This is a genomic window from Dokdonella koreensis DS-123, from assembly GCF_001632775.1.
Classification (GTDB): Bacteria; Pseudomonadota; Gammaproteobacteria; order Xanthomonadales; family Rhodanobacteraceae; genus Dokdonella; species Dokdonella koreensis.
In genome coordinates this window covers 3,172,406-3,187,769 of sequence record NZ_CP015249.1, presented here as the reverse complement: position 1 = coordinate 3,187,769, position 15,364 = coordinate 3,172,406, and the positions used below count along the sequence as shown (strand labels likewise).

The following is a 15,364-nucleotide window of genomic DNA, read 5'->3' as shown; positions in this document are numbered from 1 at the left end:
GTGCACACGAGCGGGGTTTCTGGTCCGTCCATGCCGATGATTTTACGAGATAAAGCATTGAATTACAAGGATAAAATTTTATCCACAGCCCCTATGATGGACTGGACCGATCGGCATTGCCGGTACTTCCATCGGCTGCTGTCGCCGCATGCCCTGCTGTACACCGAGATGGTCACGGCGCCGGCGGTGATCCACGGCGACCGCGCGCGCCTGCTGGGTTTCGATGCCGCCGAACACCCGGTCGCGCTGCAACTGGGCGGCTCGGTGCCGTCCGAGCTGGCCGAGGCTGCGCGGATCGGCGCGGACCTCGGCTACGACGAGATCAATCTCAACGTCGGCTGTCCGTCCGATCGCGTGCAGTCGGGCCGGTTCGGGGCGTGCCTGATGCGCGAGCCCGAACTCGTCGCGGACTGCTACGCTGCGATGCAGGCGGCGGTCGCGGTGCCGGTGACGATCAAGTGCCGCATCGGCGTCGACGACCAGGACGCCGAGGCGGACCTGAGCCGTTTCGTGGAGACCGTCCACGCGGCCGGCTGCACGGTGTTCATCGTGCACGCGCGCAAGGCCTGGCTGCAGGGCCTGTCGCCGAAGGAAAACCGGGACATCCCGCCGCTCGACTACGACCGCGTGTATCGCTTGAAGCGCGAGTTCCCGGCGCTTTCGGTGGTGATCAACGGCGGCGTGTCGTCGGTGGCGGACGTGCAGGTGCATTGGGCCGAGGTCGACGGCGTGATGCTCGGCCGGACGGCGTACCACGAGCCGTATCGGCTGGCGGAGATCGAGGCTGCGCTCTGGGGCACGCGGCTGCCCGAGCGCGATGCGGTGGTCGCCGCGATGCGGCCGTACGTGGAGGCGCATCTGGCGAGCGGCGGCCGCCTGCAGCACGTCAGTCGCCACCTGCTGGGCCTGTACCAGGGATTGCCCGGTGGCCGCGCCTGGCGCCGCACGCTGAGCGAGCGTGCGCATCGTGCCGATGCCGGCTTCGAGGTCCTGGTGGAGGCGCTCGAGGCGCGTCGCCGCGGCGAGTTGGCGCGAGCGGCATAGTCTTTTCTCCGGCGGGCGCTCATCGGCGGGTGTTCCCGCGCCGGGACGTCCTGTCGGGAAGGCAGGCACGCGCGCGATTCCACGCCATTCCCCGAGCGTCGCACGATGCCGGCCAGGCCGGCGTGAGTCGACCGCGGCATGAGGCCGGTCACGCGCGCGCGCTCCTTCGGCCACGCGACGCATCGTTCGGGCAGCGAGTCTGCAGCGCGGCGCGCCTGCCCGATCGGGCGAGGCGACGCGAGGAATCCGTTCCGGGTGTCGATTCGTTCGGCCGGACCGGTCGGATGTGCGCGAAGCGAAGGCGAGCGGCGGGCCGCTAGGCACCTGTACGCCAACGCCACTTCCGTCCAGTCTGGATGCAAGCCGGCACGTGTCCGTGCAGTGGTTGCTTCCCGGGATGAAAACCATACTCGCAAAGTCCGGTGTCCCTGGCATTCCTGAAATGCAGCGACTGGACGGCGCGGCCCTCGATCAATGGGCGTTCTGGGCTGATCGTGTCGCGCACCAAACTCTATCTATCTATAACGGGGTCGACGAGATGAGAACTGTCAGTATTGTTTCGGTGGTGGCCGTGCTCGCTGCGATGAGCGGCCAGGTAATGGCGCGTGAGAAGCCGGTTCGCCCGGGTTATGTGCCCGTCCCATCGACGTCGGCACCTGCCGGTGGAACCTGTGCGGCGCCGGAAGGCACCATCAGCTATGCGGGGAACGCCGGCCAGACCGTCACGGGCAGCACGACCGGTGGCACCAACAACGTTCAGAACGTGCCGGATCCCACGGGCGCCGTGCAGTGCAGCGAATTCACCAACCCCGTGAATGCCCAGGGGCCCGACGATGTATGGGTAGTGACGCCGGGTACCGGCAACGCGATGACCTTCGCGATCTCCAACGCCACCTTCGATCCGCACATCTACATCCTCGGCACCTGCGGCGATGCCTCCAGCTGCGTCGCCGGCAGCGACGACGAGCCCAGCGTCACGGCGCCTGCGATCACGCCGACGCTCACCGCCGGCACGACCTACTACGTCTACGTCGATTCGTTCTATCCGATCGGTGACGCCGACTGCTGCGGCAGCTACACGCTCAACGTGACCGGCACCTTCCCGGTATCGCTGAAGGAGTTCCGGATCGACTGACCGGACGGTACGGCCTGTGCCGATGCCCGTCAGGCCGATGCGGGCCTCGATGAGGATCTCCCGGCTCGCCCTTGCCCTCGCCCTTGCGGCGGCCGGCGCGGGCGCGCAGGAGGCGATCGCCCGTGACGTGGCGGCCGAAAAAGGCCCCAAGGGAGAGCCGGCGGTGACGTCGCTGCAGGCGCGCTGCCTGCCGTCGGCCTGCCTGCCGGTCGAGGTCTACCAGCGGGCCGTCGCGACGCAGGCCTTCCTGGTCGGCAATACCGGTCCGTCGCCGGTGAGCATCGCGCAGGTCGCGTCGCTCGCCGGCGACGGCACCGCCCGCTTCGATCCGGTCGTGCTCGCGCCCGGTGCGGAGACGCGCGTCACGGTGGAGCAGCCGGTGGGTGACGTGCTGGGCCTGCAGACGGTCCACTTCGACGTCATCAGTCCCGATACCGGGCGACTGCGCCTGAGCTTTCCCGTCTTCGTCCAGTCGGCCTATGCACCGGAGCGGCCGCAGGTCGACCTGGGCTACGTCCGGCGTTCGGAGGCATCGCCGAAGCTGGTCGGGATCAGCAGTTACCAGGCCGCCCCGCTGTCGGTGCTGGAGATCGTGCAGAAGCCGTACTGGCTGTCGGTGATGGTGGTTCCGCGGGCGCCGGGGGCGGACGTCCAGTCGGCCGAGCTTCGCACGGTCCTGCTGCCGTCCGCACCGCTGGGCGAGCTGTCCGGTCATGTCCTCGTCAAGACCAACGTCGCCGATCAGCCGCTGCTGGCGGTCGGTGTGCGTGCGCATGTCTACGGCGACGTCAACGCCATGCCCGCGACCATCAGTTTCGGGGCCGTGAAGCAGGGCGAACCGGCGGTGCAGGAAATCACGCTGCGTGCCGTGGACGGCAAACCGTTGTCGATCACGCGCGTGGCGCAGGTCGGCGAGGATCTGGCGTTCTCGTCCAAGCCGTGCGGCGAGGGCTGCGTCCACCTGCGCATGGACCTGGACACCGCCCAGGCGCGCCTGATCTCCAAGCGCGCGGCCACGGTCTGGTTCGAGGGGCGCGAGGAGAGCGTGGAGCTGCCGTTCTCGGGCCTGGTCGTCGGGCCGGACACGAACGTCCACTCGCTCGGCGTCGTGACCGGAGAGGAAGACATCAAGGTGGACGGGGAAAAGAAGGGGGGCCAGCCATGAGGCGCCGGGCTTGCCTGCTGCTGTCCGGCAGCATCCTGCTCGGCGGCGCGGCCGTGGCATCGGCACAAGCGCCAGCGCCGGTGAACACGCTCAGCTGGACCGCGCGCGACCTGGATCGCGCGTACGGGTTCGTCGTCTACCGCGGACCGGCAGCGGAGGGCCCGTTCCTGCGGCTCAACAAGGACATCATTCGTACCAGCCCGAGCCAGGGCGAATACCGCTACGTCGATCGCGATGTCGTTGCGGGCACCACGTACTACTACCAGATCGATGCGGTCAGCCAGACCGGCGTCAAGAAGCGCCTGAGTCCGCCGCTTCCGAAGAAGACCGGCGGCACGGCCGCCAGCGCCGAACTCCCCGGCACCGGCAAGGCCGGCGGGTCGCGCGGACCTTGAGCGAACGGTGAAGGCATTGCCCGGCCGGTCGTGCAGATCGACCGGAGGAGCCTGCATCGCCTGTCCTGTCTACGTCGATTCGCGCCCTCCGGTCGGCGAGGCCCCGCGCCCTGGTGTCTGCGCACCGATCGTCACCGGCATATTCCCGTTGTCGCTGCGGGCGCTCCGGATCGACTGCGGACGCCGCACCGGACGGCGCGTCGAAGGCGCGATGCCGGGCATACCCGATCGGCTAGGAAGCCGGCGCCACCTGCGTGTCGGCGATGCGCGCGATGCGATAGACCGTCGCCGGCGGCAGGTTGCCCCAGACGCGGCCCAGCCGCCGGGCCTTCAGGCCGTGCCGTCGCAACACCGGCACAGGTATCGGACAACGCAAGCCATAGGTGAACTGGTACAGGCATGCCCCCGGCGCCAGCCAGTGGAAGAGGCCGGCCGTGATCGCCTCGACCGCGGCAGGCGTCATCGCGCGCAACGGCAGTCCACTGACGGCGGCGCCGACGCGGGCGTCGGGAAACAGGGCCAGTGTCGCGAGTCGCGTGGCATCCAGATGCAGCACCCGCGCCTGCGGAAAGCGGCGTCGCAACCGTTCGGCGAAGCAGGGTGCGGCCTCGACCAGGGTGAGCTGCGTGGGCGCCAGGCCACGCGCGAGCAGTGCCTGCGTGAAGACGCCGGTGCCGGGACCGAGCTCGATCACCGGGGCCTGCCCGGGTTCGATCTCGCTGCAGATCAGCCGCGCCAGCGCCGGCGAAGACGGGGCGATGGCGCCGACGCGCCGAGGATTGCGCAGCCAGCCGCGCAGGAAGGCCAGACCGTCGGACAGGCGGCCGCTCGCGCCGGTGGCGTCTGCGAGGCGGGATCGGGGAGAAAGCTCGGGCATCGTCGTCGGCGCTCGGTTGCGGAGCGCGCAGCTTCGGCCAGGCCTGTGAATCGGATATCAAGCCGCGTCGGGTGCGAGCGCGCCGCCGCCGAAGCGCAGCCCGAAACGGCGGTCCTGCCGCCCGTCAGCTCCGGCCGATCGGCTTGCGCAGCCGGCGCATCAGCGCGGCGAACGCCCCGCCGTTCTCATCCGCGTGGCGCGGCGAACGCGGCGTCCATTGCAGATAGCCGATCGCATCGAAGGCGTTGATCGTGTCGAACACCTCGCCCATCGCCGCGTCCGATGCGCGCGCGATGTCGTGGATCCGCTGCGGTTGCACCATCACCGAGGCGATGCGGAACTGGCGCGCATAGCCGCGGTCGATCTCCAGCCAGCGCTTGAGCAGGTAGGTGCCGCCGGGGTCCAGGTGCGGTGCCAGCCGGCCGTCCGAGCCGAGCAGCGCGCACAGCCACAGCAGGCGCTGGACCGGTTGGCCGGCACCGGCGGCCTGCAGCCGCGCCAGTCCGGCACTGGTCAGCGGGCGCCAATCGCCGCGCCGCAGCGGCTGCCGGCAGTAGGGCTCCAGGTCGCGCAGGCTGCCGCTGGCGTGGAAGACCTGGCTGCGCGGATCGACGATCAGCTCCGGCGCATCCGGCAATGCGATCGCCGAAGGACCGGCCAGCACGGAGCCGGTGAGGTACTCGCTCAGCCCATGCGTCCGCGCATCATCGGCCGACCGCGTGGAGGGAGCGCCTTGCGCGGCCGTGACCTGGCGATCGCGCAGGCGCGATCGCAATGCGTCCGGATCCTTCTGGGCCGGTCCGACGGGACCGGCATCGCGCGGACGTGCTGCCGGCGCGATCGAGGTGTCCTGGTCCAGCCGGCCGGCCGGAGGGCGCGGCGCGGGGTCGGCCTCGGGATGGACGCGCAGCAGTTCGTCGAGCCCGGACTGGAACGCCGGCGGGGCGGCGGCCGCCAGGGGCGCCGGCAAGGCCGAGTCGGTCGGTGTGTCGCCGAGATCGCCGAAGTAGAAATCCTGGTGGCGGGGCGCCACGACCGGGGACGGCTGTGACTGCGCCGCCACCTGATGCAGCAGGGCCACCAGTGCGTCGAGCTTCAACGGCTTGTGCAACACGGGGTCCTCGCCTTCGGGAACCCCGTTGCCGCCATCGAGCAGCGCGCAGCGGATGCCCTGCACGCGGGCGCGTGAGCGCGCCATCAGGCCGGCGAAGCTGGCCGGGTCGACGACGACCAGGTCCGCCTCGCTCTCGGTGCCCCAGCGCCACGGCATCTTCAGCGAGGACTCGGCCTTGCGGACCAGCAGGCGCAGGTGGGCAGCGTCCTCGTCGCTCAGCCCTACGACCGCGATTGTCTTCATGCCGTCCTCCGTCGACGCGTCCGCCTCGTGGCGAGCCCCGGCCCGGATCGGCCAGCGGCACGCCCGGACGGGGCCGCAGAGCGGCCGGGCAGAGGATACCGCGGACGATGGCTGCGCGCCGTGCGGTCCGCTCGCCCGTTCAGCCGCTGCGTGCGCGCTTGGGCTTGAGCATCGTGCCGGTGCAGCCGCGCTTGCCGCAGTGGCAGGCCCAGATCCGCTTCAGGCGCTCGGTGATGCGCCCATCGATGGTGATGCCGTAGTCGTAGCTCAGTTCCTCGCCGGCCCGGATCGACCGCAGCGTACGGATGACGACGCGGTCGGCGCGCCGATCGCGGCCGGGGGCCTCTTCCACCACCGCCTGGCAGTTGGGCTTGCAACTGGTGTTGATCCAGCGCGCGACATTGCCGTCCACGTTGGCGTCGATCACGTAGCGATCGTTGAGGATGAACAGGAACGTGTGGCCGTCCTCGGCGGTGTCGCCGTAGAGCTTGTCGGCCTGCGCATGGGTGAGGCGGCGGCCGCGGTACTCGATCAGGTCGATGTCGGCGGGAAGGTCGGTGGCGGCGAAGACGCCGTTGCCGTGGATCGGCGAGCGGCGGCGGATGATTTTTCTGGACATTCGGCTCGAGCAGGGGCGCGTTGGATAGGGGCACCATCATAGCGTGATGTGCCAGAGCACCGATCTTGCACGTTCCCTGGTTGTCGATCTCTGCACGGACTCGCGCCGGCGCGGGGTCCTCGGCCGCGCGTCTTGCTTGAACGCGGATGCGCCATGCCGCGACGATTCGATCCGTGAAAGCGCCAGGCGATAGAATCCGCGCTTCCAACGGTCAAGGGCAGGGGAGTCATGGGACGCAGCACGCCGTCGCACATTCACACATGGGCTTTGGCGAGCCTGGCGATGGCGGCCCCGGTTGCCATTGCGCAGCAGCCAGGCATCGCCTGGGAAACGCGTTTCGATCCGGTGCAGGCGCTGACCACGGGTTGGATGTTCGAGTACGGCCCAGTGGCTTCGTTCGAGCCACCGTCGGCATTGGCCGCCGGACCTGACGGCGGCTACTACTTCTTTGCGCGCGACACCCAGGGAACACCGGTGCTGTCGTTGATGTCCGGCCCCGATGATACCGTCGTCCATCAACGCACCGTTGGTGGCACCTGGCTCGGCAGGTATGGCGATGCGATCAGTGGCCGATCGTTGGCGGACGGGGGCGCCCTGGTCCTCCGCCAGGGCATTGCGCGGTTCTCCGCAGATGGCCGCCTGCTGTGGTCTCGGCATGTCGATACGGAGCGGCATCATCCTGCCAGGGTCGGCGTTTTCGGCAACGGCGATCTGATCCTGACGGAGAATCAGGACATCCGCGGACTGGCCGACACCTGGTCCGTTTCCAGGGTCGACAGGTTCACCGGGGCCGTGCTGGATGTACGCGATTTCTCGCTGCTTCCCACGTACGCCTGCGCGGGTATCCCGCTGGGCGCGGACGAGGCAGACAACGTCTACGTGACGGCCTTGTGTCGCTCGGAGAACTACACCTTCCATCAGCGCCTGCTCAAGCTCGGGCCGGACCTGACACCCCTCTGGACGAAACAGTTGTCGATCGGCAATACCGATACCGATTGGCTACCGAACGTCAACCTCGTCGATGCGCAGGGCGTCGTACTGGAGCGGTTCGGAACGACGGGCCTGCGCGAGCTGGTCAAGCTCAGGAGCGACACCGGCGCCGTCGTCTGGAGCCGCCCGGGCAACTGGTTCGCGTTGGAAACCGACGGCAGCACCCGGTGGGTGGGATACGTCGTCGAGGGCTCGGAACAGCGCTTGGAATGCCTCGATGCGGCTACCGGAGCGGTGGTCTGGTCACGCCTCCTGGATCTGCAGGGCCTGCCGCGTGTCGAAGTCGCCGGTGCGCAGGTGTTCCTGGCGGGTGTCGACAATGCGCAATCGCGAGGGTTCGTCGAGCGCCTCTCGATCGACGATGGCACGACCGTCTGGCGCCGCGAGCTCGAAGGCACTGCTCCGGGGCTCACACTCCGCCCCCGGGATGTTCTGGTGTCCGGCGATGTCATACGCGTGGCGGGCGCGAACTGCGTTACGGAGTCGTCCTGTACCAGCGGAGTCATGCGGCTGGACCGCGCTACCGGAAACGTACAGGCGGCCAAGTACCCGGCGCTGCCGCAGACGGCAAGCAGCGACGCCGTGCAGGATGGCGAGGAATGGCTGGTGGCGTCGCTGGAGGATGCGGATGAGGGGACGCAGATCCGCGTCAAGCGCTTCGACCAGGAAGGCGCCATTCTCTGGCAAGCCGTGTTTCCGGTAGAAGCCCCGCGCGGCGGCTATCAGTGGGGTCGTGTCCGGCGTGCATCCGACGGCGACCTGCTGCTCGTTGCAGGCGGCGGCACGTGTTGTGGCTATCTGGCGAGATACTCCGCCGATGGCGCGACGTTGCGTTGGCATCGGCCTCTGGTTGAGGGAAGCAGGCAGCCCGGTCAAGTCGGTTTCGACCTGGACGCAGTGGGAGACATCATCGTTACGGTCACTTCCAATAACGGCATGGGGGTGTACCAGCGTTGGATCGAGAAGCTTGACGGGGCGACGGGTGTTTCTGGCTGGAGAAGGGCGCTTCCGACCGAACTGGGAGATTCTGGCGCACCGGCTTTCTGGCTGGTCGGCAACGATGTTTTCTCGTTCGAGGTTCCACGGTACCCCCGGTGCGCATTGCTGCTCTCGGGTACCGACGGTTCGGAGCGCTGGCGCGATGACTGCAGTTTCCGCGGTGTCTTTCTCGCGGCGGCGGACGGTGACATCTACCTGTGGACCGCGGATGGCTTGATTTCGGCGGTTTCGGCGACGGACGGTTCGGTGCGCTGGAGCCGTGCTTTCACGGAAGCGGGGGGCGGCCACCGGCTCGTCTCCGGGCGCATCGGCGATGACGGCGACCTCTACGTGGGCGGTTCACGCCTGGATCTGTCCGGCCGGACCGGCCTGTTGATGCGGCTGGACCGGCAGTCAGGCGCGCCGATGTGGGTCAACCGCTTCGATGGTCCAGTGGGTGCACCACGCGCCGAAACCACGGTCCAGGAGATTGCTGAAGGTGTTGTCCTCGCGACGCAGTCGGATGGTGCGCGGACGTTCCTGACCCGTTTCGATTCGACGACCGGGATCTTCCTCGACGGCAGGGTGCTTGCCGTTGCTTCGACGCTGGACGAGGCCGTGGCTACCGACAGGACTTCGTGGGGACCACGCATCGCCGGTGGCGACCGGTTCTCGTCCGGCGAAGCCTATCGCCCAGGCCATGCGGCCGGCCCCTGGATTGGTCGGCTCACCGCACCGGAGCGCGGCAATCCCGGTGGGCTCGCCGTTTCCCTTGCCGCCTTGCCGGAGAGAGTCGAGCCTGGTGCGTCGTTCACGCTTTCCGCAACGGTCGCCTACAGTGGCGGACAAGCGGTCGCCGATGCGATGGCGTTCGTGCATATGGGCCGTCCCGCAGCGCCGGGTCTGTTCGCCGACCGCTTGGGCGTATCGGACCTGACCTGTGAAATCGTGGGGGGAGGACTCTGTACCGCGACGCGGACACCGGGTGGGATCCGTGCGCATCTGGATCTGGAGCCGGGTGCCTCGGCGCATCTGACGGCTACGGCACGGGTGCTGGCGCCTGGCGCTGTCTCCATCATTGCAGAGGCGTATGCGCCTTACGGGTGGTTCGAAACCCAACTGCTCGACAACGTTGCCACGGAGTTGCTGGTGACCGATCGGCTTCTTTATGCGGATTTCGATTGACCCGTTCGTCGCGCCTCAGCGCGCAACCATCTTCCGGTGCGCGTGGATCGACATCAGCACGCCGAAGCCGGCCAGCAGCGAGACGGCCGAGGTGCCGCCGTAGCTCATCAGCGGCAGCGGCACGCCGACCACCGGCAGCACGCCGCTGATCATGCCGCCGTTGACGATCACGTAGACGCAGAACGCCAGGCTGATCGCGCCGGCCAGCAGGCGCGAGTAGGTGTCCTTGGCGTTGGCGGCGATCCACAGGCTGCGGCCGATGATGAACAGGTACAGGGCCAGCAGCAGCACGACGCCGACCAGGCCGAACTCCTCCGAATACAGCGAGAAGACGAAGTCGGTGGTGTGCTCGGGCAGGAAGTCCAGCTGGGATTGCGTGCCGCGGTGCCAGCCCTTGCCCCAGAGGCCGCCGGAGCCGACGGCGATCTTGGACTGGATGATGTGCCAGCCCAGGCCCAGCGGGTCGGAGTCGGGGTCGAGCAGCATGCGCACGCGGTTGCGCTGGTATTCGTGCATGAACACCCAGGCGACCGGCGCGGCGGCGGCGACGGTGCCGCCGATCAAGCCGATGCGCCACCACGACAGTCCCGCCAGGAAGATGCCGAACAGGCCGCTGGCGACGATCAGCAGGGCGGTGCCGAGGTCGGGCTGCTCGGCGATCAGGCCGGCGGGAATGGCGATCAGCACGACGGCGCCGGCCAGGGTCGTCCAGTCCGGCGGCAGCGGCCGCCGGTTGAGGTACCAGGCCATCATCATCGGCATCGTCAGCTTGAGCAGTTCGGACGGCTGGAAGCGGACGAAGCCGAAGTCGAGCCAGCGGTGCGCGCCGCGACCTTCGCCGAGCAGCGCGACCAGGACCAGCAGCCCGAGGCTGCCGCCGTAGAGCCAGGGCGTCCAGTTGCGCAAGGTGCTCGGCGGGATCCGTGAGATCAGCAGCATCAGCGCGGCGCCGAGTGCGAAGCGGACGGATTGGTTGACGACCAGGCGCGGATCGGCGCTGTAGAGCGTGGCCAGGCCGATCGCGCCGAGCAGGGCGATCGCGCCGAGCAGCGGATAGTCCAGGCGCGGGCGATGCTGCAGCCGCCACAGCCAGCGGCGGGTGGCGTGGCGCAGGGCGGCGATCACGGCGCGGCGGCTCCGCTGGCGATGGCGGGAACGGCATCGGGCTGCAGCCAGGCGTCGAGGACGCGCCGCGCCAGCGGCGCGGCATCGGCCGAACCACTGGCGGCGAATTCCAGGACCAGGCCGAGTGCGATGCGCGGCTCGTCGGCCGGGGCGAACGCCACGAACAACGCCTTGTACTTCTGCCGGGCATCGAGTGCCGACAGGGCCTGCTCGTTCGTTTCGGTGCGCGAGAAGCGTTGCGCGGTGCCGGTCTTGCCGGCGATCACGTAGGTGGCGCCTTCGGCGACACGCCGGGCGGTGCCGGTGGGGCCGTTGACGACGGCGATCATGCCCTGCTCGACGATGGCCCAGTTGGCCGGGTCGCGGATCATCGACGGCGGGGCCGGCGGCTGCTCGACATCGGCGATCGGCGCATTGAAGCTGTCCTGCGTCGCCTTGAGCAGGTGCGGCCGGTGTGCGACACCGCGGGCGGCGAGCGTGGCGGTGGCGTAGGCGAGCTGGATCGGTGTGGCGGTCCAGTAGCCCTGGCCGATGCCGGCGATGACCGTTTCGCCCGGGAACCAGGGCTGGTTCTGGGCGCCGCGCTTCCATTCGCGCGACGGCAGGATGCCGCGCCCTTCGCCGGCCAGGTCGATACCGGTCGGCGCACCGAAGCCGAATTGCCCGAGGTACTGCGACATGCGGTCAATGCCGAGGTCCAGCGCCAGCGAATAGAAGTAGGTGTTGACCGACTGCGCCAGCGCCTCCACCACGTCGACGCGGCCGTGGCCGCCGCGGCGCCAGTCGCGATAGGCGCGCGGCTGGCCGGGAATGAAGAACTCGCCGGTGGAAAGGACCGTGTCGGCGCGCTTGCGCACGCCCAGTTCGAGGCCTGCCAGCGCCATGAACGGCTTGATCGTCGAGCCGGGCTCGAAAGTGCCGATCAGCGCGCGGTTGAACAGCGGCCGGTCGGGCGCTTCGAGCAGGGTGCGGTAGTCGGTGCGGCTGATGCCGTTGACGAACAGGTTCGGATCGAACCCGGGGATGCTGACCAGGGCCAGCACTTCGCCGTTGCGCGGGTCGATCGCCACCAGCGCGCCGGTCGCGCCGCCGAAGGCTTCCTCGGCGGCGCGCTGCAGGCGCGCGTCGATGCTGAGGTAGAGGTTCTTGCCCGGGATCGGCGCGCTGCGTTCGAGCGTGCGCAGCGGCCGCCGATTGGCGTTGACCTCGACCAGCTCGTAGCCGGGCTCGCCGTGCAGCAGGTTCTCGTAGTAGCGCTCGATGCCGGTCTTGCCGATGTGCGTGGTGCCGTCGTAGCGGGTGGCGTCGACGCGGGCGAGGTCGTCCGTATCGAGCCGCCCGACGTAGCCGATGACGTGGCCGAAATCCTTGCCGAGCGGATAGGAGCGCGTCAGGTACGGGACGACGTCCACGCCCGGGAAGCGCCAGCGCTCGACCGAGAAGCGGGCGATCTCTTCCTCGGCCAGCTTCATCCGCAGCGGGATGCTCATGTACGAGCGCCGCGACCTGCGCAGTGCGTCGAAGCGCTCGATGTCCTCGTCGCCGAGCGCCACCACCTCGCGCAGCTCGCCCAGCATCCGGGCCATGTCGGGAACGCGCTCGGGAACCACCTCGAGCCGGAACGCGGCGACGTTGTCGGCCAGCAGCACGCCGTTGCGGTCGTAGATCAGGCCGCGCGACGGCGCGATGTGGCGCATCGAGATGCGGTTGGAGTCGGCGCGCGCGCTGTAGTCGTCGTGACGCAGCACCTGCAGCCAGTAGAAGCGGCCGGCGAGACCGACGATGCCGAGGAAGGCCAGCGCGAATGCGGCGACCGCGCGCCGGCGGAACAGCTCGCCTTCGTGGCGGTTGTCCTTCATCGGCTTGCGGACGCGCTTCATGCCTCGCGTCCGCGCAGGCGCGACCGCAGGTCGTCCAGCAGGATGAAGACGAACGGCCATACCGTCGCGCCGACCAGCGGTGACAGCCAGAACGTGGCGGGCGGCATCGGATCGCCGGAGAAGCCGCGCACCATCAGCACGACGATGCGGTCGTTGAACAGCAGCGCGAGCACGGCCAGGGTCTGCTGCCAGACCGGGAAGAAGCGCAGGCGCGCGCGGAAGCGCAGCACGATGAAGGCCAGCGCGGTCAGGCGCAGGGCGTGCTCGCCGAGCAGCTGGCCGGCGAGCACGTCGCCGGCGAGGCCCAGCAGGAAGGCGAAGCCGAGGCCGACCCGGTCCGGCGTCTCGATCGCCCAATAGACCAGCACCAGGGCCAGCCAGTACGGCTTGATCGGCAGCAGCATCGCCGGCAGCGGCATCAGCTGCAGCAGCATCGCCAGCGCGATGCTGCCGGCGAACAGCCAGCCCTGGGCGCGGGCGCGGTTCATGGCACGGGCTCCGGTGCGGGCGCGGTGGCGTCCACCTGGGGCTGCGGCGGGCCGTAGGGCTGCGGCAGGTCGTGCAGCAGCAGCACTTCGCTGCTGCGGTTGATCGCCGCGGCCGGCGTGGCCAGCGCCGTGGCGAACATGCCGGTGTCGTCGTTGCGCACGTCGCGGATCTCGCCGACCGGGAAGCCGGACGGGAAGCGTCCGCCGAGGCCGGAGGTGATCAGCTTGTCGCCGACCTGGACGTCCGCGCTGGTCGGGATGTTCGACAGTTCCAGCAGGTCGCGTGCTTCCTTGTCGCCGTAGGCGATCGTGCGCATGCCGGTGCGCTCGATCGTCACCGGGATGGCGTGGCCGGGATCGGTCAGCAGCATCACCACGGCGGTGTTGGGCAGTACCTCGACGACCTGGCCCATGATGCCGAGGGCGTCGATCACCGGCTGGCCGACGCTGACGCCTTGGCGCGTGCCCCGGTTGATGACCAGGCGGCGCCGGCCCGGGTCGATGTCGATGTCGAGGAGGCTGGCCATCTGCACCGAGAGGCCGAGGCTCTTCTGCGCCTCGAGCAGGTCCTGCAGGCGCTCGTTCTGCGCGGCGACCGCGTCGGCGCGGTTGAGGCGCGCCTGCGCCAGCAGCAGCGCTTCGCGCAGCTCGCGGTTCTCGGCGACCAGGGCGCTCTGCGAGGCGACGGCGGTGCGCGTGGCACGTGCGGCGTCGGCGGGCAGGGCGGCCAGCCGATAGGCGGGCTCGACCAGCAGGCTGGCGTGGCCGCGCAGGGTCTGCAGGTAGCCGCCGCGGTGGTCGACGATCATCAGGATCGCCGCGGCGGCCAGGTAGACGATCAGCCGCAGCGTGCTCGCTGCGCCCGCGGAGAACAAGGTCGCGTTGTCGCCGGGTGCCAGGGCCATCGGGTGTCCGGGGTGCCGATCTGCGGCAGGAGCAATGCTACGTCAGAGGACCGGTGCCGGCCGCCGCGCCGCGCAGGCGCCGGCCGCGCACCACGAGGGCGCGCGGCACGGTCCACGGTACGACGCCGGCCGCCGGTTCATTCCGGCGCGAAGAAGTCGCCGCCGTGCTGGTCGACCATTTCCAGGGCGCGGCCGCCGCCGCGGGCCACGCAGGTCAGCGGGTTGTCGGCGACGAACACGTGCAGGCCGGTCTCTTCCGAGATCAGGCGGTCGAGGTCGCGCAGCAGGGCGCCGCCGCCGGTCAGGACGATGCCGCGCTCGGCCACGTCCGAGCACAGTTCCGGCGGCGTCTGCTCGAGCGCGCTCTTGACCGCGCTGACGATGCCGGCCAGCGGCTCGTGCAGCGCTTCGAGGATCTCGTTGGAATTGATCGTGAACATGCGCGGCACGCCCTCGGCGAGGTTGCGTCCGGAGACCTCGATCTCGCGCACTTCCGATTGCGGGTAGGCGCAGCCGACCTCCATCTTGATCCGCTCGGCCGTGGCCTCGCCGATCAGCGTGCCGTGGTTGCGGCGCACGTAGTTGATGATCGCCTCGTCGAAGCGGTCGCCGCCGATGCGTACCGATTGCGCGTAGACGATGCCGTTGAGCGAGATCACCGCGACTTCCGAGGTGCCGCCGCCGATGTCCAGCACCATCGAGCCGCGCGCTTCGCCGACCGGGATGCCGGCGCCGATCGCGGCGGCCATCGGTTCCTCGACCAGGAACACGTCGCGTGCACCGGCACTCTCGGCCGATTCCTTGATCGCCCGGCGCTCGACCTGGGTCGAGCCGCACGGCACGCAGACCAGCACGCGCGGGCTCGGGCGGAACAGGCGCGACTTGTGCGCGCGCTTGATGAACTGCTTGAGCATCTCCTCGGTCATCGAGAAGTCGGCAATCACGCCGTCCTTGAGCGGTCGCACCGTGACGATGTTGCCGGGCGTGCGGCCGAGCATGCGCTTGGCTTCGGTGCCGACCGCCGCGACGCTGCGCGGGCCGCCCGGTCCGCGGTCCTGGCGGATCGCGACCACCGAGGGTTCGTCGAGCACGATGCCCTGTCCGCGGACGTAGATGAGGGTGTTGGCGGTGCCGAGGTCGATCGACAGATCGTTGGAAAACATTCCACGAACGCGTTTGAACATTGAAGAGGGCCGGGATTGGAGGGGCGGAAAAGCAGAT

The 15,364-nt window shown here is 69.3% G+C and carries 13 protein-coding genes; 5 read left to right on the top strand and 8 right to left on the bottom strand.

The window, feature by feature from the left end:
* Positions 1-36: 36 nt before the first annotated feature.
* The 4 genes from dusA to I596_RS13080 all read left to right on the top strand — a co-directional run bounded on the left by dusA (position 37) and on the right by I596_RS13080 (position 3,739).
* Entirely contained in the window at positions 37-1,044 is a 1,008-nt protein-coding gene (gene dusA / locus I596_RS13095; protein WP_067651941.1) for a tRNA dihydrouridine(20/20a) synthase DusA, read from the top strand.
* 397 nt (positions 1,045-1,441) lie between these two features.
* Positions 1,442-2,179: a hypothetical protein gene (locus I596_RS13090; RefSeq protein WP_150132147.1), complete on the top strand. Its 738-nt coding sequence runs from the start codon at positions 1,442-1,444 to the stop codon at positions 2,177-2,179.
* Between the two features lie 49 nt (positions 2,180-2,228).
* Entirely contained in the window at positions 2,229-3,344 is a 1,116-nt protein-coding gene (locus I596_RS13085; RefSeq protein ID WP_067648746.1) for a hypothetical protein, read from the top strand.
* Positions 3,341-3,739 carry a hypothetical protein gene (locus I596_RS13080; protein WP_067648743.1) on the top strand — a complete coding sequence of 133 codons (399 nt, stop codon included), beginning with the start codon at positions 3,341-3,343 and terminating at the stop codon, positions 3,737-3,739. The genes I596_RS13085 and I596_RS13080 overlap by 4 nt, the downstream gene beginning before the upstream one ends.
* Positions 3,740-3,971: 232 nt before the next feature.
* Here I596_RS13080 and I596_RS13075 read toward each other — a convergent pair whose 3' ends face one another.
* From I596_RS13075 to I596_RS13065, 3 genes are all read right to left on the bottom strand, one after another.
* On the bottom strand, positions 3,972-4,616 hold the full coding sequence (locus I596_RS13075; RefSeq protein WP_150132146.1) for a class I SAM-dependent methyltransferase: 645 nt from the start codon (positions 4,614-4,616) through the stop codon (positions 3,972-3,974).
* 124 nt (positions 4,617-4,740) lie between these two features.
* A complete protein-coding gene (locus I596_RS13070) occupies positions 4,741-5,973 on the bottom strand; it encodes a hypothetical protein (RefSeq protein ID WP_067648740.1) in 1,233 nt (410 codons plus the stop codon).
* 139 nt (positions 5,974-6,112) lie between these two features.
* Positions 6,113-6,592 (bottom strand): SET domain-containing protein, encoded by a 480-nt coding sequence (locus I596_RS13065; RefSeq protein WP_067648737.1) that lies wholly within the window; start codon positions 6,590-6,592, stop codon positions 6,113-6,115.
* A gap of 228 nt (positions 6,593-6,820) precedes the next feature.
* Here I596_RS13065 and I596_RS13060 point away from each other — a divergent pair, with 228 nt between their 5' ends.
* On the top strand, positions 6,821-9,745 hold the full coding sequence (locus I596_RS13060) for an outer membrane protein assembly factor BamB family protein (protein WP_067648734.1): 2,925 nt from the start codon (positions 6,821-6,823) through the stop codon (positions 9,743-9,745).
* A 15-nt stretch (positions 9,746-9,760) separates the two neighbouring features.
* On the opposite strand, the gene rodA is transcribed toward I596_RS13060, so the two are convergent.
* The 5 genes from rodA to I596_RS13035 form a co-directional block, all read right to left on the bottom strand.
* The gene (gene rodA, locus I596_RS13055) at positions 9,761-10,870 is read right to left on the bottom strand and encodes a rod shape-determining protein RodA (RefSeq protein ID WP_067648731.1); all 1,110 of its coding nucleotides are present in this window, start codon (positions 10,868-10,870) and stop codon (positions 9,761-9,763) included.
* Positions 10,867-12,750, bottom strand: coding sequence for a penicillin-binding protein 2 (gene mrdA / locus I596_RS13050; RefSeq protein ID WP_067648728.1), 1,884 nt, complete (start codon positions 12,748-12,750; stop codon positions 10,867-10,869). The genes rodA and mrdA overlap by 4 nt, the downstream gene beginning before the upstream one ends.
* The gene (gene mreD, locus I596_RS13045) at positions 12,747-13,238 is read right to left on the bottom strand and encodes a rod shape-determining protein MreD (RefSeq protein ID WP_067648725.1); all 492 of its coding nucleotides are present in this window, start codon (positions 13,236-13,238) and stop codon (positions 12,747-12,749) included. The genes mrdA and mreD overlap by 4 nt, the downstream gene beginning before the upstream one ends.
* Positions 13,235-14,143 carry a rod shape-determining protein MreC gene (mreC, locus tag I596_RS13040; protein WP_067648722.1) on the bottom strand — a complete coding sequence of 303 codons (909 nt, stop codon included), beginning with the start codon at positions 14,141-14,143 and terminating at the stop codon, positions 13,235-13,237. Before mreC ends, mreD begins: the two co-directional genes overlap by 4 nt.
* A 137-nt stretch (positions 14,144-14,280) precedes the next feature.
* Positions 14,281-15,327 (bottom strand): rod shape-determining protein, encoded by a 1,047-nt coding sequence (locus I596_RS13035; RefSeq protein ID WP_067648719.1) that lies wholly within the window; start codon positions 15,325-15,327, stop codon positions 14,281-14,283.
* Positions 15,328-15,364: the final 37 nt, after the last annotated feature.

Coding starts and splice junctions, on each gene's coding strand:
- dusA (WP_067651941.1), top strand. CDS start 37: ATGATTTTACGAGATAAAGCATTGAATTACAAGGATAAAATTTTATCC.
- I596_RS13090 (WP_150132147.1), top strand. CDS start 1,442: ATGAAAACCATACTCGCAAAGTCCGGTGTCCCTGGCATTCCTGAAATG.
- I596_RS13085 (WP_067648746.1), top strand. CDS start 2,229: ATGAGGATCTCCCGGCTCGCCCTTGCCCTCGCCCTTGCGGCGGCCGGC.
- I596_RS13080 (WP_067648743.1), top strand. CDS start 3,341: ATGAGGCGCCGGGCTTGCCTGCTGCTGTCCGGCAGCATCCTGCTCGGC.
- I596_RS13075 (WP_150132146.1), bottom strand. CDS start 4,616: ATGCCCGAGCTTTCTCCCCGATCCCGCCTCGCAGACGCCACCGGCGCG.
- I596_RS13070 (WP_067648740.1), bottom strand. CDS start 5,973: ATGAAGACAATCGCGGTCGTAGGGCTGAGCGACGAGGACGCTGCCCAC.
- I596_RS13065 (WP_067648737.1), bottom strand. CDS start 6,592: ATGTCCAGAAAAATCATCCGCCGCCGCTCGCCGATCCACGGCAACGGC.
- I596_RS13060 (WP_067648734.1), top strand. CDS start 6,821: ATGGGACGCAGCACGCCGTCGCACATTCACACATGGGCTTTGGCGAGC.
- mrdA (WP_067648728.1), bottom strand. CDS start 12,750: ATGAAGCGCGTCCGCAAGCCGATGAAGGACAACCGCCACGAAGGCGAG.
- mreD (WP_067648725.1), bottom strand. CDS start 13,238: ATGAACCGCGCCCGCGCCCAGGGCTGGCTGTTCGCCGGCAGCATCGCG.
- mreC (WP_067648722.1), bottom strand. CDS start 14,143: ATGGCCCTGGCACCCGGCGACAACGCGACCTTGTTCTCCGCGGGCGCA.
- I596_RS13035 (WP_067648719.1), bottom strand. CDS start 15,327: ATGTTCAAACGCGTTCGTGGAATGTTTTCCAACGATCTGTCGATCGAC.